The sequence below is a fragment of the Microcoleus sp. S1D4 genome (genome assembly GCF_036700765.1).
Lineage (GTDB): Bacteria > Cyanobacteriota > Cyanobacteriia > Cyanobacteriales > Microcoleaceae > Microcoleus.
Map to the genome: position 1 here is coordinate 29,126 of NZ_JAUBPP010000028.1, position 23,896 is coordinate 53,021.

Annotated in this window: 17 protein-coding genes; 8 read left to right on the forward strand and 9 right to left on the reverse strand. The window is 43.5% G+C overall.

The genetic code is table 11. The features are described 5' to 3' along the window. Positions 1 to 200 precede the first annotated feature (200 nt). The 5 genes from smc to QT998_RS23350 all read left to right on the forward strand — a co-directional run bounded on the left by smc (position 201) and on the right by QT998_RS23350 (position 10,536). A complete protein-coding gene (smc, locus tag QT998_RS23330; protein ID WP_333118016.1) occupies positions 201 to 4,007 on the forward strand; it encodes a chromosome segregation protein SMC in 3,807 nt (1,268 codons plus the stop codon). Positions 4,008 to 4,075: 68 nt separating this feature from the next. Next, a complete protein-coding gene (locus tag QT998_RS23335) occupies positions 4,076 to 5,092 on the forward strand; it encodes a PRC-barrel domain-containing protein (RefSeq protein WP_333089650.1) in 1,017 nt (338 codons plus the stop codon). A 272-nt stretch (positions 5,093 to 5,364) separates the two neighbouring features. Then, positions 5,365 to 6,414, forward strand: a complete 1,050-nt coding sequence (locus tag QT998_RS23340) for an SGNH/GDSL hydrolase family protein (protein WP_333218165.1) — start codon at positions 5,365 to 5,367, stop codon at positions 6,412 to 6,414. 34 nt (positions 6,415 to 6,448) lie between these two features. Continuing rightward, on the forward strand, positions 6,449 to 8,599 hold the full coding sequence (locus tag QT998_RS23345; RefSeq protein ID WP_333118013.1) for a hypothetical protein: 2,151 nt from the start codon (positions 6,449 to 6,451) through the stop codon (positions 8,597 to 8,599). A 104-nt stretch (positions 8,600 to 8,703) separates the two neighbouring features. Further along, entirely contained in the window at positions 8,704 to 10,536 is a 1,833-nt protein-coding gene (locus QT998_RS23350) for a DUF6798 domain-containing protein (protein ID WP_333118011.1), read from the forward strand. Between the two features lie 377 nt (positions 10,537 to 10,913). Here the strand turns inward: QT998_RS23350 and QT998_RS23355 are convergent, their stop codons facing one another. The 4 genes from QT998_RS23355 to rfbC form a co-directional block, all read right to left on the reverse strand. Continuing rightward, the gene (locus QT998_RS23355) at positions 10,914 to 11,888 is read right to left on the reverse strand and encodes a glycosyltransferase family 2 protein (protein ID WP_333089657.1); all 975 of its coding nucleotides are present in this window, start codon (positions 11,886 to 11,888) and stop codon (positions 10,914 to 10,916) included. An 83-nt stretch (positions 11,889 to 11,971) separates the two neighbouring features. Then, the gene (locus QT998_RS23360; protein WP_333118009.1) at positions 11,972 to 13,750 is read right to left on the reverse strand and encodes a hypothetical protein; all 1,779 of its coding nucleotides are present in this window, start codon (positions 13,748 to 13,750) and stop codon (positions 11,972 to 11,974) included. Positions 13,751 to 13,893: 143 nt separating this feature from the next. After that, positions 13,894 to 14,766 (reverse strand): dTDP-4-dehydrorhamnose reductase, encoded by an 873-nt coding sequence (gene rfbD, locus QT998_RS23365; RefSeq protein WP_333089661.1) that lies wholly within the window; start codon positions 14,764 to 14,766, stop codon positions 13,894 to 13,896. A gap of 2 nt (positions 14,767 to 14,768) precedes the next feature. Then, positions 14,769 to 15,314 carry a dTDP-4-dehydrorhamnose 3,5-epimerase gene (gene rfbC / locus QT998_RS23370; RefSeq protein ID WP_194009709.1) on the reverse strand — a complete coding sequence of 182 codons (546 nt, stop codon included), beginning with the start codon at positions 15,312 to 15,314 and terminating at the stop codon, positions 14,769 to 14,771. Positions 15,315 to 15,364: 50 nt separating this feature from the next. On the opposite strand from rfbC, the gene QT998_RS23375 reads away from it, so the two are divergent. The 3 genes from QT998_RS23375 to QT998_RS23385 all read left to right on the forward strand — a co-directional run bounded on the left by QT998_RS23375 (position 15,365) and on the right by QT998_RS23385 (position 17,080). After that, complete coding sequence (locus tag QT998_RS23375; RefSeq protein WP_333089663.1) at positions 15,365 to 16,048, forward strand: class I SAM-dependent methyltransferase; 684 nt, start codon at positions 15,365 to 15,367, stop codon at positions 16,046 to 16,048. A gap of 196 nt (positions 16,049 to 16,244) precedes the next feature. Further along, a complete protein-coding gene (locus QT998_RS23380) occupies positions 16,245 to 16,844 on the forward strand; it encodes a hypothetical protein (RefSeq protein WP_333118007.1) in 600 nt (199 codons plus the stop codon). An 86-nt stretch (positions 16,845 to 16,930) separates the two neighbouring features. Then, a complete protein-coding gene (locus QT998_RS23385) occupies positions 16,931 to 17,080 on the forward strand; it encodes a hypothetical protein (RefSeq protein WP_333118005.1) in 150 nt (49 codons plus the stop codon). A gap of 87 nt (positions 17,081 to 17,167) precedes the next feature. On the opposite strand, the gene QT998_RS23390 is transcribed toward QT998_RS23385, so the two are convergent. From QT998_RS23390 to QT998_RS23410, 5 genes are all read right to left on the reverse strand, one after another. Next, positions 17,168 to 18,232, reverse strand: coding sequence for an NAD-dependent epimerase/dehydratase family protein (locus QT998_RS23390; protein ID WP_333118003.1), 1,065 nt, complete (start codon positions 18,230 to 18,232; stop codon positions 17,168 to 17,170). Positions 18,233 to 18,340: 108 nt separating this feature from the next. After that, positions 18,341 to 19,018 carry a Uma2 family endonuclease gene (locus QT998_RS23395; RefSeq protein ID WP_333118000.1) on the reverse strand — a complete coding sequence of 226 codons (678 nt, stop codon included), beginning with the start codon at positions 19,016 to 19,018 and terminating at the stop codon, positions 18,341 to 18,343. A 217-nt stretch (positions 19,019 to 19,235) separates the two neighbouring features. Then, the gene (locus tag QT998_RS23400; protein ID WP_333089668.1) at positions 19,236 to 20,036 is read right to left on the reverse strand and encodes a glycosyltransferase family 2 protein; all 801 of its coding nucleotides are present in this window, start codon (positions 20,034 to 20,036) and stop codon (positions 19,236 to 19,238) included. Positions 20,037 to 20,039: 3 nt separating this feature from the next. Beyond that, entirely contained in the window at positions 20,040 to 21,716 is a 1,677-nt protein-coding gene (locus tag QT998_RS23405) for a hypothetical protein (protein WP_333117997.1), read from the reverse strand. A gap of 135 nt (positions 21,717 to 21,851) precedes the next feature. Beyond that, positions 21,852 to 23,858 carry a chromosome partitioning protein ParA gene (locus tag QT998_RS23410; protein WP_333117994.1) on the reverse strand — a complete coding sequence of 669 codons (2,007 nt, stop codon included), beginning with the start codon at positions 23,856 to 23,858 and terminating at the stop codon, positions 21,852 to 21,854. Between the last annotated feature and the right edge of the window lie 38 nt (positions 23,859 to 23,896).

Sequence of the window (23,896 nt, forward strand, 5' to 3'; positions counted from 1 at the left end):
TGAGGTGGCTTTCGGTGTGGTTACAAATGTGGCACCGTTCTCAACCAGTTTTTTGGGTAGCGCGTGACTGGGGTTGTTGACAAAAGTCTCAACAACCTGTTCGATCGACAATGCTGGAAAATTAACATATTGTCGATCGCACCAATGCCTGTGTTACTCTGTGACAACAACCTAGATAGAGCCAAAGCTAGTCCTAGCATATGGTTCACATTAAACGGATCGAATTAACTAACTTTAAATCTTTTGGCGGCACAACGTCCATTCCCGTGCTGCCCGGTTTTACCGTGGTTTCCGGGCCCAACGGTTCTGGGAAGTCCAATATCCTCGATGCTTTGCTGTTTTGTCTGGGACTTTCCACTTCTAAGGGAATGCGCGCTGAACGTTTGCCGGATTTGGTCAACAGCGGCCAAAACAAGCGCGGTACCATCGAAACTAGCGTGACTGCGACTTTTGCGCTGGAAGATGTGGGCGATGAATGGTTCACCCAAGCTGAAGATGAGGATGGGGAAGAAAATGCAGGCGATGATTTGTCTGTTGAGTCTGTTGAAGCAACAGACGTAGAAGCAATCGAAATTCCCGAAACTGAAGACAACAACGGACAATCATCCAATTTAAAATCTCAAATTCAAAATCCAAAATTGCCCGATGATTTATCTGCTGAAGAAGTCGCAGAAATTGAAATTGCGGCAACTCAAAACAACGGCCAATCATCCAATCTCAAATCTAAAATCCAAAATCTAAAATCGGATGAGTGGAGCGTGACGCGCCGACTCCGAGTAACTCGTCAAGGAACTTACACTTCAACTTATTACATTAATGGCGCACCTTGCACGCTGACTCAACTCCACGAACAACTAAACCGTTTACGAATTTATCCCGAAGGTTATAATGTTGTTTTGCAAGGAGACGTTACTAGCATTATTTCGATGAATGCTAAGGAACGCCGAGAAATTATTGACGAATTGGCGGGAGTGGCTCAGTTCGATCGCAAAATATCCTTAGCTAGGCAAAAGTTGGATGAAGTTAAGGATGTGGAAGAACGCAGCCAAATTGTGGAAAAAGAGCTGATTTCTCAGCGCGACAGGCTGGCTTCCGATCGCACAAAAGCGGAAAAATATCAAAGGTTGCGGGCGGAATTTCAAGAAAAGTCGCAGTGGGAAATTGTGCTGAGATTCCGCCAGTTGCAAAAACAAGAATGGAAACTGCGGGAACAAATCGAATCGGGCGATCGCAATATTGCTTCTCTCACCGAACAACTGGAAACAATCAGCACCCAAATTCAAGAATCAACTACCGAACTTGACGCGCTGAATGCCCGTGTTAAAGCTTTGGGCGAGTCGGAATTGTTGGCTTTGCAAGCAAGTATTGCGACTCAGGAAGCCCAGCGGCGACAATTGCAAAATCGCCAACAGGATTTGGAAGCAACCGCCGGACAAATGGCGGCTAACATAGCACAAACCGAGGAAGAAGTTAGACAATTTCGGCAAAGTTTGGAGCAAATTGAGGTTGAAATATCTTATATTCAGTCTCAAATAGGAGTTTTGGAGGAACAGCGAGACGCAGCGCGGGAAAATTTAGATCGGAATAGAGATGTTGCAAATGCGATCGCCTCTACTGCAGAAGCTTGGGTGCAGCAGCAAACGGAACTGCACCGCCAAATCGAAACAATTCAACAAACTTTGGAACCCCAGCGTACAGAACAAGCTACTATTGACGAAAGAGCCGATCGCCTGCAAAACCAAATTCAAGAACAAAACCAATCGCTGCAAGTATTGGAACAGGAAATTGCAGCGAAAAAAGAGCAGCAATCTCGCCTTGTGGAAACCAAAGGCGTGGCATCTTTGCAAGTAGAATCGCTGAATCAGATTTTAGTTGAATCCGAACAAGAATTGCAACTGCAACAGGAAACTCAAACTCGCTTGCTGGAAGAACAGCGCGAAAGACAGCGCAAGTTAGACAAGCTAGAAGTGCAGTTTCAAGCACTGCAAGAAGCGACAGGCACGTTTACTGCAAAAATTGTCGCGCAAAGCGGAATTGGCGGAGTTTGCGGCTTGGTGGCTCAACTGGGCAGGGTGGAGCCGCGCTTTCAGTTGGCGCTGGAAATTGCTGCGGGCGGCCGCATGGGTAATATGGTGGTGGAAAATGACAGTGTGGGGGCTGCGGCGATCGAATTGTTGAAGCAAAAACGGGCGGGAAGGATGACGTTTTTGCCTTTGAATAAGATTCGAGGCGGCCGGTTTTCGGTGAATGAAAATTTGCGGCGCGCGGCGGGGTTTGTGGATGCGGCGGTGAATTTGATTGATTGCGATACGCGCTATCAGGAAATTTTTGCTTATGTTTTTGGCAGTACGGTTGTGTTTAGCAATCTCACTGATGCCCGCCGCTATTTGGGACAGTACCGGATTGTTACTTTGGATGGGGAAATTCTGGAAAGTAGCGGGGCGATGACTGGGGGAAGTTCTAGTAATAGGTCAACTTTGCATTTTGGCACGGTTGATGCTAGTGTGGCGGCGGATGAAGCCCGGACGATCGCCTTTTTGCAAGAACGTCTAGAGGAAATTGAGCGGATTTTGGAACGGTGCAAAATTGCGATCGATCGCGCTGCTGTTGCTGTCAAAACTCGCAGTCAAGAATTGATGGAGGCGAAACAGAATTTGCGCGAAAATCAGTTGCGGTGGGAACAGTTGGATTCGGAAATTAAGAAGTTGCAAGCGCAGCAGGAACAAGTGCGATCGCAAATTGCTAAAAATACTCAGGAATTAACTGATTCGCAATCTAGGTTGCAGTTGTTGGAGAGGGAATTGCCCGTCCAAGAAACTCAATTGCAGCAGTACCGCCAAACTTTGGCGCAGTTGGAAGAGTCCAACAGTCACAGCGAATGGCAGCAAATGCAGTCGGGTTTGCGCGCTTTGGAAGCACAACTGCAAGAGCGAGAATTGGCTCTCAGAACCGCCCAGCAGCGCCAAGGAGACTTGAAAAATCAATTCGGGCGTTTGGAAGAGAAAATTAAGGAAGGCAGCGAGAAATTGCAGGAATGGCAAGTGCAGCAAAATTCGGGGGCGGATGCGATCGCTGCTATTGTTTCGCAGCAGTTGGAACTCGATCGCCAAATTGCTGAATCTAAGGCTGCTTTGGCTCAAATTGAGGAAAAGTTGGGGGTGGAAAAGGGCGATCGCGATCGGGCGGAATCTCAACTGCGAGAGCAGCATTTAGCCAAACAGCAGTTGCAGTGGCAGTTGCAAAAACTCCACGAAACCCAGCAAGAACGCCGGGAACAATTAGCCGCCGCCCGCACTCTATTGGACGCGCAGCGGGCGGAAATGCCAGATCCGGTGCCGTCTATTCCCGAAGATGTCGAGAAAGCCAATTTGACGGAATTGCAGCAGGAAGTAAAGGCGATCGCCAAACGCATTCAAGCCCTAGAACCGGTGAATATGCTAGCCTTGGAAGAGTACAACCGCACTCAAGAACGCCTCCAAGAATTGAGTCAAAAATTGACAACATTGGCCGGAGAACGCACTGAACTGCTGTTGAGAATTGAAAACTTTACCACGCTAAGGCGGCGCGCTTTTAAAGAAGCTTTTGATGCTGTTAACGAAAACTTCCAGACTATCTTTGCGGAACTTTCCGAAGGCGACGGCTATCTCCAGCTAGATGACCAGGAAGACCCCTTTAGCAGCGGTTTGAATTTGGTTGCTCACCCGAAGGGGAAACCCGTACAGCGGCTGGCTTCTATGTCTGGAGGCGAAAAATCGCTGACGGCGCTGAGTTTTATTTTTGCGCTACAACGCTACCGCCCGTCTACGTTTTACGCTTTTGATGAAGTGGATATGTTTCTGGATGGGGCAAATGTGGAGCGATTAGCTAGAATGATAAAACGACAGTCTGAACAAGCCCAGTTTATTGTTGTGAGTTTGCGGCGACCTATGATTCAATCAGCAGAGCGTACAATTGGTGTTACTCAAGCGCGGGGAGCTTATACTCAAGTCATCGGACTTAAGTTGTAGTCCCGGAGTATCTGTTGATGACCGTGTTCAGTGATATATATACTTGATAAATCAGGATTAAAGTTATAATGACATCCGAACAAATCTGCCAACGCTCCGATATTCTAGGCACTCAAGTCATCACCCGCGACAGAGGTAAGCGCTTGGGTGTAGTCAGTCAATTGTGGGTGGACATCGATCGGCGAGAGGTTGTGGCGATCGGTCTGCGTGATAATATATTTGCGGTCGCTGGAATGCCGAAGTTTATGTTCCTCAGCAATGTCAGCGAAATCGGCGACGTGCTGTTGGTGGAAGATGAGAGCGCGATCGAAGATGATGTTGATGTTGAAGTCTACAGCATTTTGATTAACAGCGAAGTTATTACCGAAACCGGCGAACTTTTGGGTAGAGTGCGCGGCTTTAGGTTCGACCCCGAAGACGGTAAGTTAGTTTCTATAATTATCGCTTCCCTAGGAATCCCCCAAATCCCCGACCAAGTTCTCAGCACTTACGAGTTAGGGATTGAAGAAATTGTCAGCAGCGGCCCGAACCGCTTGATTGTGTTTGAAGGTTCCGAAGAAAGGCTCAGGCAGCTTAGCGTAGGCTTGCTAGAGCGCGTAGGTTTGGGCCAAGCACCTTGGGAACGCGAAGAGGACGAGCAAGGGTATTATCCGAAACCCGTTGCTACGGAATATCAATTAGGGCCGGGCGTGCGGATACCTGCACCGGAAATGCGTAGCAAGGTAGCTGCGCCTGCATTGGAGGAAGTTCCTTGGGACGACGATTCGCAGTGGAACCGGCCGCCGGTGCGACAGCAGATGCGCGCAGTAGCACAACCCCAGTCGGCGATCGACGATTATGATGATTACGAAGAGGATAATTGGGGCGGCGAAGACGATTACGAGGAAGAAGAGTACGAAGAAAAGCAGTACCTTCGCCCGGAGGTTTCTCGCCCGAAGCAGCCTGTGGTTGAGTACGAGTATGAAGATGATGTGGAGGCCGATGCTTGGGCTGACGATGAAGCGCCGAAGCCTTACAATGCTCCTCGGGTGAATATCCCTGAGAAAACTAAGACTCCTGAGTACGAGGAGGAAGCGAATTATTAGAACTCACCACAGAAGTAGTAACACACCGGTTTTAACCGGTGGTTACAGATATAGCAATCCTTGCAGGATTTATACATATCTAGGGGTGGTGGATGGTGTGGGCCTACCCCCATTTCTTCCTGGTAACGAGTAGCCACCATCTAATATCATGTTCGGTTGATTATCATAACAAAAAGGGTTCGTAGTGTTGACTTTAGTCCGCAGCATGAAAGCGGACTAAAGTCCGCACTACGAACCTTACTGCAGTTAATCGATCGGACATAATATAAAACATGAAAAAAGGCAGACTCAAAAATTTTACATTCCGATTAATAACCTATCTAATTTTTCCAATATTGCTCTCTGCAACCACCGCTGAAATTGTCTTGCGAGTTGCCGGATACAAACCCTGGCAAATAGAAAATGTCGATGTGGCCGTGGAACCGAAAGGTAACTTTTTCACTAAAGATTCGCAACTCGGTTACAAGCATTTACCCGGAAAATTCAAAGTCACGCTTAACGGCAACTACTCATTTAACGCCACTCATCTCAATAATAGTTTAAGAATAACACACCCGCTCAACACCTACAATCAATCGTCAAACAAGCCGGAAATATGGATATTTGGCTGTTCTTTTACCTACGGTTGGTCATTGAATGACAGCGAAACTTATGCGTGGTTGTTACAAGAAAAATTACCTAAATATGAAATAGTAAATTTTGGCGTTAACGGCTACGGCACGCTGCACTCGTTTATTCAATTTAAAGAAGCACTAAAACAAGGAAATAAACCCAAAATTGCCGTAATTGCCTATGCCGGATTTCACGATAGGCGCAATACTTTATTGAGGGCGAGAAGCAAACAAATGGTTGCTTGGAATAAACTCGGAATTCTGTTGCAGCCCGATGCTAGGCTGAATGGAGAAAATAATTTTACCTACAGCATGAAAAAACTTGAATATCGCGAGTGGCCGCTGATGCGGGTTTCGGCTTTAGTGAATTTGCTGGAGGTTAATTACAATCAATTTGAGGAACAATTGTACAAAAGTCACGATGTTTCTAAGGCAATTATTGAAGAATTTAACCGAGTGGCTGAGGCTAATAATATTAAGTTAGTTGTAGCGGGAATTAATGCGGGTTCTGCTAAGATGTTGGATGAGTTAAGTCAGGATGGAATTGCGACAGTAGATATTTCGGTTGATTTGAAAGTACCGGGAAATAATAATTTACCCCATGATATTCATCCGAGTGCGACGGCGAACCGGCAATATGCGGAAAAGTTGGATGTTTTTTTGCAAGAGTTAATGAACCGCGAAGGCGCGAAGGGCGCTAAGGAAGAATGAGGAAGTTTTGGAGTTAATTAGGTTTTTTAGAGTGATGGGATTATTTGATTTAAAATTGCGTCGCAAGTTTCTGATTGATGGACTTTTTCTGTTTTTAGTTGTTCTGGTAACAGTTGGAGTAACGTCAATTTATGTATCTAGCGAACGTACTTTTTATTGGTGGGATTACGCGGGATACAACACCGCTACAGTCAATACGGCTAATTTATTTCGAGACTCGCCACAGAAAGCATTGGCTGGAGTTATAGAATCACTGGCTAAGGAAAAGAATCTATTAATTTCTCTGCCGTTAGTGCCGTTTATTCTGTTATTTGGTGACTCTCGATTGAGTTACATTCTCAGCATTTCGCTGATTTATGTGCTGCCTTTTCGCTTGTTGTTGGGGGCAATTTCTGCAAGGCTGATTCCAGTTTATCCGCAGCGGGTTTTTTGGTCAACTGTGCTGCTAAGTTTATTAATTCCGATGAGTTGGATTCCGACTTTGCGGGGATATTTGGATACGGGGGGCTGCGTATTTGTAGGGTTGGCGATTTGGGTTTATTTGCAGGATGTTAAGCTGAAATCTTGGTGGAAAATTCCGTTAATTGGGGTTTGTCTGGCGGTGGCGATTCTGTTGCGGAGACATTTTGCTTATAGTGCGATCGCCTTTTTGGGTGCGGCTAGTTTACAGGCTTTGATAGAGTTTATCGTACAAATATACCGTAGAGATTCGGCATTGCCATCTCCCTACCGAGATTTGGTTGAATCTGGGATCAAATTGGGTTTGATAGCTGGGACTACTTTTAGTGTTTTAATGTTGGTAGCGGGAGATTTTACTCGCAGTGCTCTGACAGTTAACTATCGCAATTTATATGTGGCTTGGAGTTTGCCGGTTGATGATATTTTAATTCGTTATGCGTCTTTTTACGGTTTGGGAACTTGGCTGTTGGTACTGATTGGTTTTTCGGCGGGGATTGTGACGCGGATTCTGGTTCCTAGGGCGACTATTTTTGTTTGTTTGTTTGGGGTTTTGTCGCTGGTTGAATGGCTTTTGGTGTTGCGTTACGGCTACTTACACTATACAATTCACGTCACACCGATCGCACTTTTGGGTTTGTCCGCATTTTTCTGGACAACTTGGCTGACACTCAAGGGAAAAGTCCGCTATTTGATGCTGGGCGCGGCGGGTTTTTACTTAATTGTGAATGCAGCCGTGGGGTTGATTCCTGTCAATGTTGATTTGTCAAGACTGTTTGTGAGTAATTTTGGGCCGTTAGTGCGATCGGACTACGGCGAAGTTGTAAAATTAGTAGAGTTTCTGCAAAAATTAGCACCGGATGAAGAACCAATTTATATTGCAGGTGCTTCTAACAGTTTTAATGCTAATATACTCAGACAAGCTAATCGCCAATTAAACCCGCCGGAGGGTTGGTGGAAGTTAAACACCATCGGGAGGCCGCAAATTGACTCCCGCGATAGTTACCCGCTACCGGAGTTGTTACAGGCGCAATATGTGGCGGTTGCTACACCTTTTCAGCAGGTGTTACCGGGTGACGAACAAGTTTTGCGATCGCACGAGCAAGATGTTGTTAAAGTTATCTATGATGTCTTTACTCAAAACTGGGAAATTTCCCGCGATTTCCAGTTGTTACCACAACAGTTTAAGTTAGAAAACGGCGTGACTGTAAGCATTTATCGGAGAATTCGTCCCACGGATACAGGCACAGCAGTTCGCACTTTATACGCGATGCAGCAACAAATAGTCGATCGACCGGGCGGGCAGTTAGATTGGATTAGTTTGCGTCAGTCAATTTACACAAGTGCCAATTATTCAGTCAGTCGAGAATCGGATAACCTATATAAAATTGTAACTCCTCCCATTAAAAATAGCACGAAACTCGATACATCTTTTCTGTATTTAGGTGCTATTTCTGACAGGGCGCAAGTTAGCGGCAAACTCGCTTTACTTAACCAGCAATGTCCGGGAGTTGCCCTGCGCTTGACTTTGTGGAACAAACAAGGTAAGTTGATAGACTCTGCGAAGATGGAGTATGGTGGCAAAAGTGCGATCGATTTAAATCTATCTGTTGGCGGTAAAAATCCAATTTATTTGCTGCTTGAAGTATTGAGTAGCGACAAACAGGAATTAACAAACCAATGCCCGCTAGAAATTAACAATTTATCTGTAGGCAGCAAGCCTAAATAATATCATCTTCCTTCGATTGAAATACAATTCCTGCTTAATTCGTCAACAGAGCACCCAACTCCGAACGGTCGAACCTAATATCTGCTAAAAAAAATCAACTATTAATGCAGAATAATCAAAAATCCCACAGGTATTTTAATCTATCTCTCTATACTTTTGTCATCATCGGTTCCCTGATGGCAACTGGCTACATTTTTCCCATTGGCGGCAATTTTCCCGAAGTGCCACCAATTGAATTTATGCTAAATCCTGAACTGTACAAAAACGATTATTACGTTCAGGAAATGGTTAAGTTTAATCCCAGATACTACTATTATTATATCATCTATTTACTAGCCAACTTCGGAACAAGCATTCCCCTAGCGCATTTTATTTATCAATTCCTAGCCTTCGGTTCATTTGTCCTAGCCTGCTACGCAATTATCAAGATTTATACTGATTCCAAACTGCCCGCAGCAGCGATGACTTTTTTATGTATAGCCGCTTCATTTACAGATGTTGGCAACACCCTGATATTTTCCACCAAATCAGTACCGAGTACCTTCGCGATGGCCTTCGCAATTTGGGGAATTTACTTTAGTTTGCGTCAAAAATGGTTAACAGGATATTTCTTTTTTGGACTAGCTTGTTTGCTGCAATTCTTAGTGGGTTTGCTACCGGGATTGATGATGGTTCCGGTTTTAATGATTGAATCCGTAAGGCGGCGCAAGATTAAAACGTTGATTTTGTCGATCGCACTTTTAGCCACAATGGCAAGTATAGTATACGTACCCATGTTATTAACTGGTACTACGAGCACTCACACTATCGACAACGCCGAGTTTGTCTTCATTCACGCCCAAGTCCGCAATCCCCACCACATCCTCCCGTCAAGTTGGGCTGTCGGGAATTGGTTCAACTTTATCTGTTTTATTCTTGGCGGCTTGCTTTGCATCAAAAAAACAAATTTACTACCACAAGAAGACAAAATAAAGTTTTACGTAATTCTCGGAACCTCAATTTTTGCACTGTTCCTAAATTACATATTTGTCGAAGTTTACCCGCTGGCTTTTATTGCCAAACTACAACTAGCTAGAACTGTACCTTTTGCTCAAATAATTATATTTATTGCGGTTACTTTGACGCTAGATGAAGTTGACTCGCAAAAACAAGCACCTGTTAGCTTGCTAATACTCTCTGTAATGACTTTGCCTTTTCGAGGTATCATTTTCTTAGGATTAGCAGTTTGGCAAAATAAAAACTACATACTTCCCCAAAAGTACAATATATTCTTGTGGATTTTGGCAGTAGGAACGTTTGTTTTTAGCTTAACATATCCGCTGACTAATTCATGGGAAATAATAGGCGATCGAATAATCACCCTCCCAGTCTTTTTCTCAATCCTCGCTTTTCCATTCATCCTCCAAAAAACATCATTTGCTACATCTATAAAACAGACTATAACTCATATTTTAGCTTTGCTAGCCACGGCAATTTTAGTTCTGGGAGTAGCCGGAATTCTACCAAAACCCATATTAAATGTATTTCAAACAAGAATTAATATCAATGCCGTTCCCCAAGACGATTTAAGCCGATTAGCTGTGCGATTTTCGCAAATTAGCAGCCCAGACGCACTCGTATTAATTCCACCATCAGTTACCAGTTTCCAATTTTTATCCCAAAGAGCGATTGTCGTCAACTTCAAGAACTTTCCTTTTACCGACAAAGGCATTAAACAGTGGAAAAATCGCATGGAAGCTATTTTAGGAGTTGCCTTAAACCCGCAAATGATTTGGGGAGGAAATGACTTATTTATCCGCCGCAGCAGTGCGGATTTAGTCAAAGTAGCCATAAACTATCATGCCGATTATATCCTGACTCGCAGCGATTGGCATCCAAATCTTGACGGAAAAATAGTAGATAGACAAGGTAAATGGATACTGTTTAAAATCAGGTAATACTATTGCTTAAAATTTGAAATTAGTAACATACCCCCTTGATGATTCGGCGGTTGAAACCGCTTCTACACAAACGATGTCGGCCTGCACCGACTGGTTCATAAAGGTGCTCCCAAACCCGGATTTACTATGAGATATTTCTCTAGTCTGCCTCGGTCGATTTTGTTTAAATTTTTGGCAGTTTCAACTGTTTAAAATTAGATAATACTATTCCTTAAAATTTCAACTGAGCAAACAGCAGCGCCTTTTCCCTACAGATATAAGATATTTCTTTAGTCGGCCTGCGCCGACTTTGTTTGTGTAGATGCGGTTTCAACCGCCGAATCTTATTTGCTTTGTTTAACTGGGCGGTTTCAACCGCCAAATCTTATTTGCGGTTAAACATCAAAACCCGAATCATCAATAATTTCACAAATCTGCTTATCCACATAATCAGCAGCCACATTCCGCGCAATCAACTCAGCTAAAATCCCTAAAGAAATCAACTGCACCGACAGAATTGTACACAAAATCCCAAAAAATAACAAAGGTCGATTCCCGATCGGCCCAAAACCCATCCCCGCCAAATTCAGAAACCAAATAACAATCAAATAACCAAGCGAAATACTTCCCACTAAGCCAAAAGACAATCCCAATCCCCCAAACAAATGACCCGGTTTGTGCAAATAGTGCGTTGTGGCTAACACCGTCAACAAATCAATAAAACCACGCGCATAACGTTCCCAACCATAATTAGATTTTCCATGTTTTCGCGGATGGTGTTCGACGACTACTTCACCAATTTTAAAACCCAAATTGTTGGCTAAAGCGGGAATGTAGCGGTGCAATTCCCCGTACAATTTAATCGACTGCAAAACTTCCCGGCGATAAGCTTTAAAACCGCAATTCATGTCGTGCATTTTTACCCCAGTCATCAAACACGCCACGGCATTAAACAGCTTGGAAGGTAAGGTTTTAGAAAGCGGGTCGTTCCGCTGTTTGCGCCAACCGGAAACTAAATCGAATCCCAATTCTAAACCATCTAAAAATTTGGGAATCTCGGCTGGGTCGTCCTGCAAATCGGCATCGAGAGTAAAGATAATTCTCCCTGCTGCATTGCGAAACCCTGCTGAAAGTGCCGCGGATTTACCAAAGTTGCGGCGCATTTTTATGGCCTTAATGAATTTAGGATATTGGCTGGCTAAATCTGCAATTTCTCGCCAAGAAGCATCGCGACTGCCGTCGTCTATGAAAATGACTTCGTAACTGTCAATCTCTGCTTGGGACATGACAATTTTTATTTTTTCAAACAGCAATTTGAGGGTGGCTTCTTCGTTGTGAACGGGGATTACGAAACTGAGGTCTTTTGGCATAAAGCTATTCTATTTCATTTGTGTTGTAAATGAGATTTTTTTATTAACCGCAGAGGGCGCAGAGAAGGAGAAAGAGAGGTGTTTTAGTTTTTATCGAGAACTTGGGAGTTTCGCAAAGCTACCCAGCCTTGACGGTTTTTAAAGGAGGCATAGGCTGTCAATAATGTATCTGTTGGCGATGTTTGAACGTATCCTCTCCAAGCTGCAAATTGATAGGCTGTGCCAAACAATTTCACTAAGTCGGGACGCGGAAATCCTGACATTGCGAAACCTCGAACGACATTTTCTTGGTTGAGAATTGCAATACATTTTACATTATTTTCGGGGTCTCCCACCCAGCCAATTACTCTGGCGGCGGCTGGTGCGAGGGTAGTTAGTGTATCAAAATATCCGGGTACTCCGTCTTTGGGTGCTGAAAGTAAATTGGAATCGATTTGTGTGTCTAATACTGCACAGAAATTATGTTTTTTGATGTTGCGATTGAATGGTACTAAGTTGTTAGTTTTTAAAGCATCGATTAATCCGACAAATGCCGCCGGTTTGTTGCCTACTTTGTCTTTAATTAATGTTATGTCGGTGATGCCTAATTGCAATGAAAGTGATACTAATGGTTGATAGGTTGCTCTGCGGGCGATCGCCATTGCAGTTTCGCCTCCCACCCCGTACATTAAAATCACGGCGGCTGTGGTGACTGCAAACAGCAGTGTCAGCCAACGTTTTTGGATTCTCGGTGCCGCTTGAAACTCCCGCACGCACAAGACTGCGAGAACAATTGTGCTCATCCAAAACAAAGCGGGGAGTGTCGCGTAGCGGGAAGCGGTGGCCTGTTCGATGCCAAATCCCGATCGGCTAACAGCGGCCATTAACGCCGTTTGTAGCGCGTACAATTGAATTGACAGCCAAGGCAGCCAATTTAGGCGCTCTACTTTTTTTACAAATAGCCAATAACTGATAAAACCCGTTACAGCAATCAAACCAATTATACCAAAAATTGATGCGATAATCACATCTTCGCTAAAAATTCCACCGAGATAAATCGGAATATATTCGAGAGCTTTGAGCGGGTTAACTTTAGTTAAAGAAGGGTGATTTGCAGGAGTTTTATAAGTTAAAAAATAAAGACCAACCACTGCAATCGAAGCACCGAAATACCAATAAGTTATTCGCCGAGGAAACCGCAGCACAACCGCAGCAGCACACAATATCGGCCACAAACCCAAAGGAGTGCTGTAACTAACACAGCCTAAAATTCCAAACACAATACTACCAATTACCCAGTTATTTGATTTCCATCCCTTGTTTCCAGGCTCTGCCTGGGAATGAATATTCAGGGGTTGCGCCTCTTTTTTTTCTAACAAAAACTTCGCATAAAATTGTAAACAAAATATTGAACAAATTACAAATAAATTAGCAATTATCCAGTGAACACCGCTGAATCCCCGCATCCAATTGTGAGCCGCCGCCGGTGTAAAACTAAAAATAGAAATACTAAGGACAATTAATATAAACAGCAGAGGATCGCGCCTCAAATTTAATGGCAGCAAAGCAATTAATACGTGGCACTGAATCAAAGCTAAAAACCAGGCAACTAAGCACAAACCAATATTTGATCCTTTGGTGACAGCGATATTCAAGGCATAGATAATTGCCGGAATGAAGACAAAATGCTCGTTTGCCCGAAATATCCAATTAAAAGGATTTGTCGAAAAACCATCTACTGAATAAAAATTCCATGTCATCCACCAATAATCAAAATTAGACAAGTCTCCCGCTTGCGATATCAGGTACAAAATATAGGAGGCTGGTATCAAAATCGCGATAACTGATGCCGCAATTAAAATAGATTTTTGTTTTAATTTCATGGATTTGGGGAAGATGTTTAATTGATGGGCAGGTTTTGCTCAATAAAGTTCAGTTAAGCCAGAGCCCCTAGATGTTGTACAGCTTGCAACAGATAATTTTTGAACAAAACCCGCCCTCACGTTTTGAGGTTGACTTCAGTTTTTTATTTGACTTCTTTTGCGAGCATTTGTCTGAGTCCTTGCCGCCAGTGGGGAGGATGCGCGCCCAGAAGTGCTGATATTTTCACCGTAGAAAGAACCGAAAAAGCGGGACGTTTTGCGGGTGTCGGATATTCGGCGGTAGTGATGGGAATTACGCGCTTAATTTTGAGGGGAAAGCCCAGTTTTTCTGCTTCTTCAAAAATGGCGATCGCAAAATCGTACCAACTACAAACACCACTGTTAGTATAGTGGTAAGTTCCAAAAGTTTCTGGCCCTAGATTCGGGATAATTTGGGCAGTCGCCGCAGCCAAATCGCCTGTCCAAGTTGGACTGCCGATCTGATCTGCTACTACTCGAATCTCTTCTCTTTCCTTTCCCAACCTCAGCATAGTTTTGACAAAATTACCTTTGCCGCCGTTGCCGTAAACCCACGCGGTTCTAATAATAATATGTCGGTTTCCCGCTTGCCGAATTGCTTCCTCGCCGGCTAATTTTGACTTTCCGTAAGTTCCCAGCGGGTTAGTAGAATCTGTTTCGAGATAAGCAGAACCGCTGCTGCCATCAAAGACGTAATCGGTGGAAAAGTGAATCAAAGTTGCTCCCAGTTTTTCGCATTCTTCTGCGAAAATTCCCGGTGCAATGCCGTTGACTGTTTGTGCTAATTCTGGTTCGCTTTCGGCTTTGTCTACCGCAGTATAAGCGCCGGAATTGAGCACTAAATTTGGTTGAATTTCTGCCATTGCTTGGCGGATGGTTTCGGGTTGGGACAAATCGACGCGAGTGCGATCGACCGCAATAACCTCTCCTGAAGATAATAAAATCGACTGCAATTCTTGAGCTAGCTGTCCGCTGCCGCCTGCGAGTAAAATTTTCACGATTAAAACACTTGAGCTTTTTTCAACGTTTGTCCGGCTTTGTCTTTAGCTGATAAGATTGGTTGGGCACCATCTAGCGGCCAGTCGATCGCCAAATCCGGGTCATTCCATACAATACACCGTTCGTGTCCGGGTGCATAGTAATCTGTAGTTTTGTACAAAACTTCAGCAATGTCTGATACTACTAAAAAACCGTGAGCAAAACCTGCGGGCACCCAAAGTTGCCGTTTATTTTCTGCACTCAATAAACAGCCTACGGACTTCCCAAAAGTTGGCGAACTTTTTCTAATATCCACCGCTACGTCAAATATTTCGCCCGCAATTACCCGCAGCAATTTACCTTGAGGCTGCTGCATTTGGTAGTGCAAACCGCGCAGGACATTTTTAGAAGACTTGGAATGATTGTCTTGAACAAATTCTGTCGTTACGCCTGTTTTTTCTACGAAAGCTTGGTGATTGAAACTCTCGAAAAAGAAACCGCGATCGTCTCCAAAAATTTTCGGCTCAATTATCAAAACTTCAGGTATTTCGGTAGATATAACGTTCATAGTTGCCTGTCTCGCGTGATAAACTCATACTTAGTCTATGGTATCTTACTATGAAAACTGACACATATCTCAAAAAGTTGTACGCTAACCGATTTGATTCCCGCCAAATGCAAGCCAAGGTGGCACTCTGGAAAGTTCTCATTGATGAGTTTTTACAAGATTATGTTCCTCCAGAGTCAGCCGTTTTAGATATTGGCGGAGGCTACTGCGAGTTTATCAATCAAATTTTGGCTGACAAAAAATGCTTGATCGATCTCAATCCCGATTCAAAGTTATTTGCAAATTCCGATGTAAAAATACTGAATATCGATATTTTAAGCTGTGGAGACAAATCCGTTTTTTCCGAACAATTTGACCGGATATTTATCTCTAATTTTTTTGAACATCTCCGCAACAAAGAGGAACTTGTAGAAATTATCTCGTTTTGCTTTTATGCGCTGAAGCCTAGCGGCTCACTTTTGGTGATTCAGCCTAATTTTAAATACTCTTACAAGGAATACTACGATTTTATAGACCATCAATTACCGATTACGCACTTATCGTTGCAAGAACTTTTACAAACTGTCGGGTTTGATGTTGAGGTGATGATACCGAGATTTTTACCGTTTTCGACGAAAGGGCGCCCGGCTTCGCCGCTGCTGTTAAAAATTTACTTAAAATTGCCTTTTTTGTGGCGGTTTTTGGGAGGTCAAATGTTTGTCAAAGCATCGAAGCATAGTTATAATTTATATTGATCAGATGATCAGAGTCGGCGCTTGAAACCGCGTCTATACACACGAAGTCAGCCCGATCGGACTGAAGAAAGTACGATTCTCTGCGAGGGCTTCGCTAAGGCAATTCTCGACTCACTACCCAATTCAATTTTCTATAAAATCTGTTAAAAACCAGATTTTTTTGAGCTTTGTAAGTCCATAATCAATTCAAAAATTAATGAATTATCGCAAGCTGATACCGCTAATATTCACAGCACTCATCCCAATTTATAGTGCAAATGCCCCCTCCGGCGCCCAAAGTATCCCAACGCAAAAACAAAACATCGCCCAATCCGAAACCAAAGGCAATATACCGCGTCAAGCAACCGTACCTGCATACTGTGCGCCTGATGAATACAAACAATTTTTTGAGAATTTCGTGAGGGGAAAAGACTATCAAGGGACGGATATGCGATCGACTTACACAGCAAATCGCATTGAAGTGCGGAATTATGAAAATCCCAGCCAACTGCTGGAAATGATGCGCCGCCAAGACGATGAATTTAGTATTAGCTTACGGGATTATCGTTGGGTTATCCTTGTCCCTTCTAGTGTCGATAATAGTCCTTATACGAGGCTAAAAATTGATTTTAGGCGCGTCTCTAAAGACAGGTTTCGAGTGGATTATATCAAGGCTCAATATAAGTACACTGGAAATATAACTGGTACGGAGTCAGAAGATTTAGTCAAAACCTATGGACAACCGGGGGCTTATGTTTTTCAGCATCGTAATGGCTGCTGGAATTTGACGCAAAAATTGCGATCGACCAGGCGATAGAAAATTTCGTTTCTATCTGATATCTTCCACAATAGTCATAAACCGGGAATAGAAGCAAAAATTCAACGCCAAAACGTATATCTTTCGTGATAATTATCGATAAAAATCAAATAATAGTTGATATTAACCTGGGGATAATAGCCTCTTCACCTTCAGAAATTCCCATCATCGAAAACCTCGACCTCAACGGCAATAATGAGGGCTTGCTGAAAATGGCGTTATACCCGAAGGGATGAAACAGGACAGGGTACTGCCGTTTCCTTAGCGCAGAATAAATGGTTTTATTACCGAATTCCACAAAACATCTGCGGTGCAAAAAATCCCTACAAAATCGAACTTAAAACCGCCTCATTAGCAGCAATCCAATCATAAATATCCTGCAAAGCGGCTTCCGGGCCAATCATAGGCTGCCATCCGGTTTTCTCCATCACCCTAGAAGAATCGGTAATAAAAATCGGAATATCCCCCGCCCGTTCTTCCAAAACAGGATGAATCGGAATCGATTTCCCGGTAATTTTTTGGCACAAATCAGTTGTCTCAACCAAAGAAAGACTGTTGCTCAAACCGCCGCCTACATTAAAAACTTCGCCGTCAAATTTAGCAAAATTTTCTAACTGATAATTAACTAATCTCAACAAATCTTCAACGTGCAGCAAATCTCTAACTTGCTTCCCGCTGCCGCCAAAACCGATATAATTCAGCGACTTTTGGAAATAGTGAGCGGCTACCCACAAACCGCAAACTCCCTGATCGACTTTACCCATTTGCCAAGCACCAGTAATTAACCCGCAACGGTTAATAATTGCCTGCAGGTTGTATGCTTCTCTGTATTCCTCAATCAGCAATTCCGAAGCTAATTTAGTTGCTCCGTAAAGCGAACGGTGTCCTTTTAATGGGAAGTCTTCTGATATGCCCAACTCGGATATACCGGGTAATGCTTGCTCAGGGGCGATCGCAAATCTCTCATCCAACTCCAACAGCTTAACAGATTTCACGCTGGCGATCGGATAAACCCGACTCGTAGACAAAAACAACAAACTCGCACCAGTCTGTCTCGCCAACTCCAAAACATTCACAGTACCCAGTAAATTCGTCTGCAAAACGTACTGAGGCGAACTAAAACCAGCCAGCACAGAAGGCTCCGCAGCACAATCGATAATGCAATCAGGGTTGAGTGCAACTGGCTCTAAATCAGCCGCCGTGCGAATATCCCCGTAAACAAACTGAATTCCGCAACTTTTCAGCCTCGGAATATTCAATTCTGAGCCCCGGCGACGCAGGTTATCCAAACAAATTATTTGCCATTCCGGGTGCAGTTTCTTCAGGCCAATTGCCAAACAACTGCCGATAAAACCCGCACCGCCAACAATTAAAATTCTTTCAGGCATTGACTCAACTTTCTTAGAGGATTAATTACTGCTGTTAAATTATTGCAAAATTGTGTTGAGGTATGCCTCGCATTAAAATTGAGTCATCTTGTCAATGAATTTTGACAACTATTCTGGTTCAATTCCCAAAGCCCGCAACTGATTCGCTAATCGCTCAGCCCGCTCTTGGGCTTGTGCAGCTTGTTGCTGTGCTTGCAGTGCAGCTTCCTCTGGTGTAGCAACTAACTCACCATCTGGGGTAAAATAACGCAATTTTCCATCATGAACTCCCAGATATAATTCTAGTACCTCACTCCACAATCTACCAAATTCATTGGCAACAATAGCTTGATATTCTTGACCGATTAAACGAAAACCACTAAACTCTAAATCTTCTGGATCGAACCAAAAGTATTCGGGAGTTCTAAACCGATTCTGATATAATATTTTTTTTTCCTTGCGATCGACTCTGGCGGTAGAACTAGAGAGTAATTCTATAATTATATCGGGGTATTTACCATCTTCTTCCCAAACTACCCAGGAACGACGCGGACGTTTTTCTGTGCTTGCGATCAGAAAAAAATCCGGGCCGCGAAAATCTCGATTCCGCAATTGTTGCTGGCTGTAGTAAACCGTGAGGTTGGCTCCAATGAAAAAATCGTTGCGTCCGCGCCATTGCCATTCTAAACAGGCCACTAATAATGCTAATTGAATATAATGCAGGGAACTTTCCATTTCTGGCTCATCACTTTCAAGTTGACTGGCATCTGGCATCAATCTTGCCATTTCTTGGGCTGTAAAAACCATGACTTAATCCTCCCAATTTAGTATATCTTTTCAAGAAAATTTCCCCATAGCCTCCTAAGTTAAATTTTATCGCGCGATCGCACTTTTGAGCCATTTGACCATTTTTTCGTAACCATTCCGCAGGTTGCGCCCATTACCTAAGTTGCAGTCCCGATTTTGGTACGCAGTAGTATCGCCATCAAAGTATCAATGGCGGCGCTGCCAAAATCATTAGTCATCATTCCTTCGCAGTCAGCACTTCAGTCTTTGACTTTGACAATAAATCTAATTTTAACTCATTCATCTTTCGAGTCCTGTGATAGTCGCCGCGAGAAAGATGTTTTTCCAGCCACACATACAAGACAATAAATAAATATCGGCTGCCCATTTCTTTGATTTTCAATTTAGAAATACCAGCAGTCCGATTGTACCACCTCAGAGGAATCACCGTATAGGAAAAACCCCGAACAATTGCTTTCAAAGGCAGTTCCACAGTTAAATTAAAATGATGGCTTAAAATCGGGTGCACGCCTTCAATCACTTCTCGGCGGTAGAGTTTAAAAGCATTGGTAATATCGTTGTAGCGCAAGCCGAAAATACTTTTGACAAACCAGTTTGCTAAGCGGTTAATTGCTAATTTGTGAATTGGATAATCAACAACAAAGCCACCTTTGATAAATCTGGAACCGAAAACGCAGTCATATCCTTCTTGCAATTTGCGGTATCCTGCTACCAAATCTATGGGATCGTCGGAAGCATCCGCCATCACAATTGCTACAGCATCGCCGTCAAATTCTGCTAAACCCCGGCGCACCGCAAATCCGAAACCGTTGGGAGGCTGATTGTTGATGTATCTAACTGTGGGGAAAGTCTCTGACAATTCCTGGCAAATGTCAAGGGTTCGATCGGTGCTATTGTCATTCACAATCAAAATTTCGTGCGGAATCCCTTCTAAATCGAGCGTCTGGGCTAAAGCCCGTACAGTACCGTACAAACAGCCCTCTTCATTGTGGGCTGGTACAATCACCGAAATTTTCACTTTTCATCCTCCGCGCAACTGGACAAACTGGTTGTCAACAGGATTATACACCCAAGCTTTGATATAGGTTTGGTCGATCGACAAATCGCGATCGGACAAATCAACCGCCCACCTCGCATTATGGTACAACTGCGATTTCAAAATCTTAGCAATATCGGGACTGTCCAAATTTACATAAGCGTTAGCAAAAAAAGCTTGTTTGTCACCGACAGATAGCAGTACAATCTTCGGCTGTTGCAAATTTTCTGGCAAAATTGCCCAACCAGCAGCCTTGAAAGATTTTTCGCCCGTTGGGGGTTTGTCTAAATAGCCGTAAACTTTCTCTGGATTAGCAATAAATTCTACATTTTTAGGGAACTTTCTCCAACCTATTCGATCAAGAATTGCAGCGCCTTCTCTCACCAGCCAAGTTTTTTTGCTCAGCACCCTCAAACAGCTTTCTGGCGAATTCTTGAAAAAGTCCGACGGTTCCAAATAGTTAATTAATTGCAAACAATTTTGAGCGCCTTGCTTGTAAAGAAGTGCCGAGCTAGTTTGGGCGATCGCCTGTTGATAATTAACAATAATTATCCCAATTAACAGCCCTGCCAATCCCCTATAAATAAATTTATAGTTGCGATTTATGGTAGCAATATTACCTCGGACAAACAATTGTCCGAGCTGAACCAGAGCAATCAACAGCAAAATCGAATTAGTCGTATATCTTGAAGATTCGATCGCCTGAATCGCCCCAAATTCTGCCCTCCCAGCGGTAATAAACAAAGACGCTAAAACCGAAAACCAACCTATTGACAGCCAAGGTAAGGCCTCACGATTCTCGGTAATTTTTCTCCCAAAATGCCATACAAAAAATATAAAACTTGTGAATATTACCAATCCTACCACTGCAGAAACTCCGGGCGATCGCACAATTGGCGAACCCAACAAACTTAAAAAATAATCAATCACCACCAGCGGCTTATTCAACAATGAAATAATACTTGTTTTCCGGCTCGGATGATAATCTATTGAGTAAATAGCACAAGTTGCCACAAACAGCAACATCCATACAATTAATTTGATTTTTTTATGTACTATTTTTCCTTCTAAAGCCATCACAGCCGGAATTGCCACCAACCAAGAAAGCAAACCTTGAGCCAGGGAAAAACTAGCAATAAAGCAGAATATAGCAGCAAGAGATATTCTAATTTTAGGCGAAAAATTGTTATTTGAAACCAGCACATTAACCGCTGATACAAAACACAAATTTACCAAAAACCAGGCTAATTGAAATCCCCAAAGCCAGTTTTCGTGCTGAACCAGGGAGAACACCAATATACAAGTTAAAATATTAGCTAAATGCCACAAATTATCTCCATTTTTAGCTTGTAGAGAAGATAACTTGTAGGTGGCGATAAAAGTTAGCCCCGCCAAACCTATACTGAGACACAACGGATAATTAATATTCCATCTAGAAGCAAAAGCCAGCAGCGAAATAATTATTTTCGGGAACACTATGCGGTGATTGCTGTGCAAGGCCCAAAAATCGTTAAAAGTTATATTTCCCTGAGCGATTTTTTCAAACAAGGGGGCTAATCTCCACTCGTCATCGATGGGAACGTTGATGCTAAAATGCGCTACAAATCCGATTAATATAACAACAGGAATTAGGTATAGACTAAATAAAATATATTTTTTCATTAACATCAAATCCGGTAGCATCGGAAGTGTAAAATCCAGTCATCAGCTTTTCGACTGACAATTAACAGTCAACCGTCAACAGTCAACCGTCAACCGTCAACCGTCAACAGTCAACAGTCAACAGTCAACAGCTCGCTACTTAACAGTCTTGAACGTATCCAGTTTGCCAGTAAATCGGTTGATAAACATCTGCAAAACAGTCCGCTTGCCGATGTTGATATTAGAACTTACAGCCATTCCCGACTGCAAGTTAACTTCCTGTTGATTTGGTTTGCCCTTGTTCAACAAAAACTTTTGATTCTTGAGCTTGATTTTGGTTTTGAAAGAGTAGTATTTCCGCAATTCGGTAGGAGGCTCAGCATCCTTGCTAATCTCTTTCACTTCACCCTCAGCAGTACCAAACTCCAAGGCCGGGAAAGCTTCAACATTGACTTCTACAGGCACGCAGGCGTATTTCGTCAGACCCAATTTCTCTCTGTTAACTTCCTTCTCTGGACACACGCAACTTTTACCTTTTTCGCAATCAATTTTTTCTCCATCTAATTGTTTGCCGTGATACGGCTCCAATTTCTCGCGCTTCTGTCTCATGGCATCCAATACCAGAGCTACGTTGCTGTTTTCGAGGTAAACAACTGCTTCCAGACCGTTTTCGTCGTCCAAAACCTTGAGCAGCTTCTCGGTTTGCTGCGCTTCATAATAAGCTTCTTCGCAGCGTTTCGGGCGGGGATCCCCAGGTTTTACCACTGAGTTAATGATGGATTGGCAAATCGGATCTTTCGTTATATCCAACTTCGCATCCTGCTTCTTAGAAGGTTTCAAATCAAAGATTACCCCCGAGACTGGAGACTTCAGCACTTGAGTATCGCGGTTTTGCTGCGCTTTTTCTAGCTGAGCATTTACCTCGGACAGCTTTTTGAGGTTTTCTACTTTTAAGCGGCTAAGCTGAGAATCGCTGCTGGCAATTTGTTTCTGGTTTTCAGCAATTTTGGTGTACAGTTCTCTAGCCCAGGCATCCTTAGTGTTTTTTAACTGTTCTTCGGCGCGGGCTATAGACTCCTGAATGCGCGCTTGTTCTCCTTGCTGGCGCTCTATTTCTGCGGCAATTTTTTCGATGTCACCTTGACGGGCGTTAATTTCACCCCGGCGGGTATTGAGTTCGCCTCGGCGCGTGTTAATTTCGCCTTTGCGGGAGTTGATTTCACCTTCGCGCTGCTTGATTTGATCTTGCTGTTTAAGAACGTCGCTTTGGCCTCTGAAAACATCTTGTTCTTGCTTTTCTTTTTGCAGTTCGGCGATCGCTCCTTGCTCTACCAGCGGGCCTAGTCTACCCAGAATGGCTTGATTAGACTTCAAGACTTGTTGGGATTTTGCTAACTGTTCGTCAGCCAAATCTTTTTGAGCCAGGGCTGATTTGACTTGCTCTTGCGAAGAAGCTAACTGCTGTTGAGAATAATTTAATTGGTTCTGAGCAAAACCCAATTGTTGCTGTGCGACGGTCATTTGAGCGCCGGCAGCTTTTTCAGCATTCTCAGCTTGCTTGAGTTGTTTGTCCAACTCCTGAACTTGACCTTGGGCTGCGGCTACGCGAGAGAGAAATTCCGATCGATAATTAACATACAGTCCTTGCTGACTGGCATCAAAATTTCCGCTCGATCCCCTGTTGAGGTACAGCTCGTCAATCAGAGCTTGCAGCACTTGATTTTGTGCCACGAGGCTCTGTCTGTCCTTGATTGTGGATTCTAAATTAGAAGGAATCGGGCCTTGAAGTTTGCCGTTAACAACATCTTCGTAAAATTTATTTTCTTTTTCCAGGGCCTCTTTAGTTTTCTGGACCGACGTTAAATCTGCTGCGGGTGCTAGGGGGTTGAAAGTGAGCAGAGGCTGGTTTTTTTCCACGCGATCGCCATTTTCAACGTGAAGTCTCACCACCGCCCCTGTAGCGGGTGCTTGGATCTCTCTAGCACCATCTTTTAGTTCCAATTGGCCCACAGCCGGGACAGCTTGTTCTACGCTAGCAAAATAAGCCCAAACTACACCCGAAGTGGTCATCAGCATGATCATCCACAAAAACAAGTGGGACCAAATCGCTGGTTTTTCGAGAATGATTGGTTGCTCAGAAAGCGTGATCGATTTCATAGCCATTTGTTACTTCCCAAATTATTAATTGTTCGTTATCGGTT

Bases quoted from the DNA above. Each gene is read 5' to 3' on its own strand.
- smc (WP_333118016.1), top strand. From the start codon at position 201: ATGGTTCACATTAAACGGATCGAATTAACTAACTTTAAATCTTTTGGC.
- QT998_RS23335 (WP_333089650.1), top strand. From the start codon at position 4,076: ATGACATCCGAACAAATCTGCCAACGCTCCGATATTCTAGGCACTCAA.
- QT998_RS23340 (WP_333218165.1), top strand. From the start codon at position 5,365: ATGAAAAAAGGCAGACTCAAAAATTTTACATTCCGATTAATAACCTAT.
- QT998_RS23345 (WP_333118013.1), top strand. From the start codon at position 6,449: ATGGGATTATTTGATTTAAAATTGCGTCGCAAGTTTCTGATTGATGGA.
- QT998_RS23350 (WP_333118011.1), top strand. From the start codon at position 8,704: ATGCAGAATAATCAAAAATCCCACAGGTATTTTAATCTATCTCTCTAT.
- QT998_RS23355 (WP_333089657.1), bottom strand. From the start codon at position 11,888: ATGCCAAAAGACCTCAGTTTCGTAATCCCCGTTCACAACGAAGAAGCC.
- QT998_RS23360 (WP_333118009.1), bottom strand. From the start codon at position 13,750: ATGAAATTAAAACAAAAATCTATTTTAATTGCGGCATCAGTTATCGCG.
- rfbC (WP_194009709.1), bottom strand. From the start codon at position 15,314: ATGAACGTTATATCTACCGAAATACCTGAAGTTTTGATAATTGAGCCG.
- QT998_RS23375 (WP_333089663.1), top strand. From the start codon at position 15,365: ATGAAAACTGACACATATCTCAAAAAGTTGTACGCTAACCGATTTGAT.
- QT998_RS23380 (WP_333118007.1), top strand. From the start codon at position 16,245: ATGAATTATCGCAAGCTGATACCGCTAATATTCACAGCACTCATCCCA.
- QT998_RS23390 (WP_333118003.1), bottom strand. From the start codon at position 18,232: ATGCCTGAAAGAATTTTAATTGTTGGCGGTGCGGGTTTTATCGGCAGT.
- QT998_RS23395 (WP_333118000.1), bottom strand. From the start codon at position 19,018: ATGGTTTTTACAGCCCAAGAAATGGCAAGATTGATGCCAGATGCCAGT.
- QT998_RS23405 (WP_333117997.1), bottom strand. From the start codon at position 21,716: ATGAAAAAATATATTTTATTTAGTCTATACCTAATTCCTGTTGTTATA.
- QT998_RS23410 (WP_333117994.1), bottom strand. From the start codon at position 23,858: ATGGCTATGAAATCGATCACGCTTTCTGAGCAACCAATCATTCTCGAA.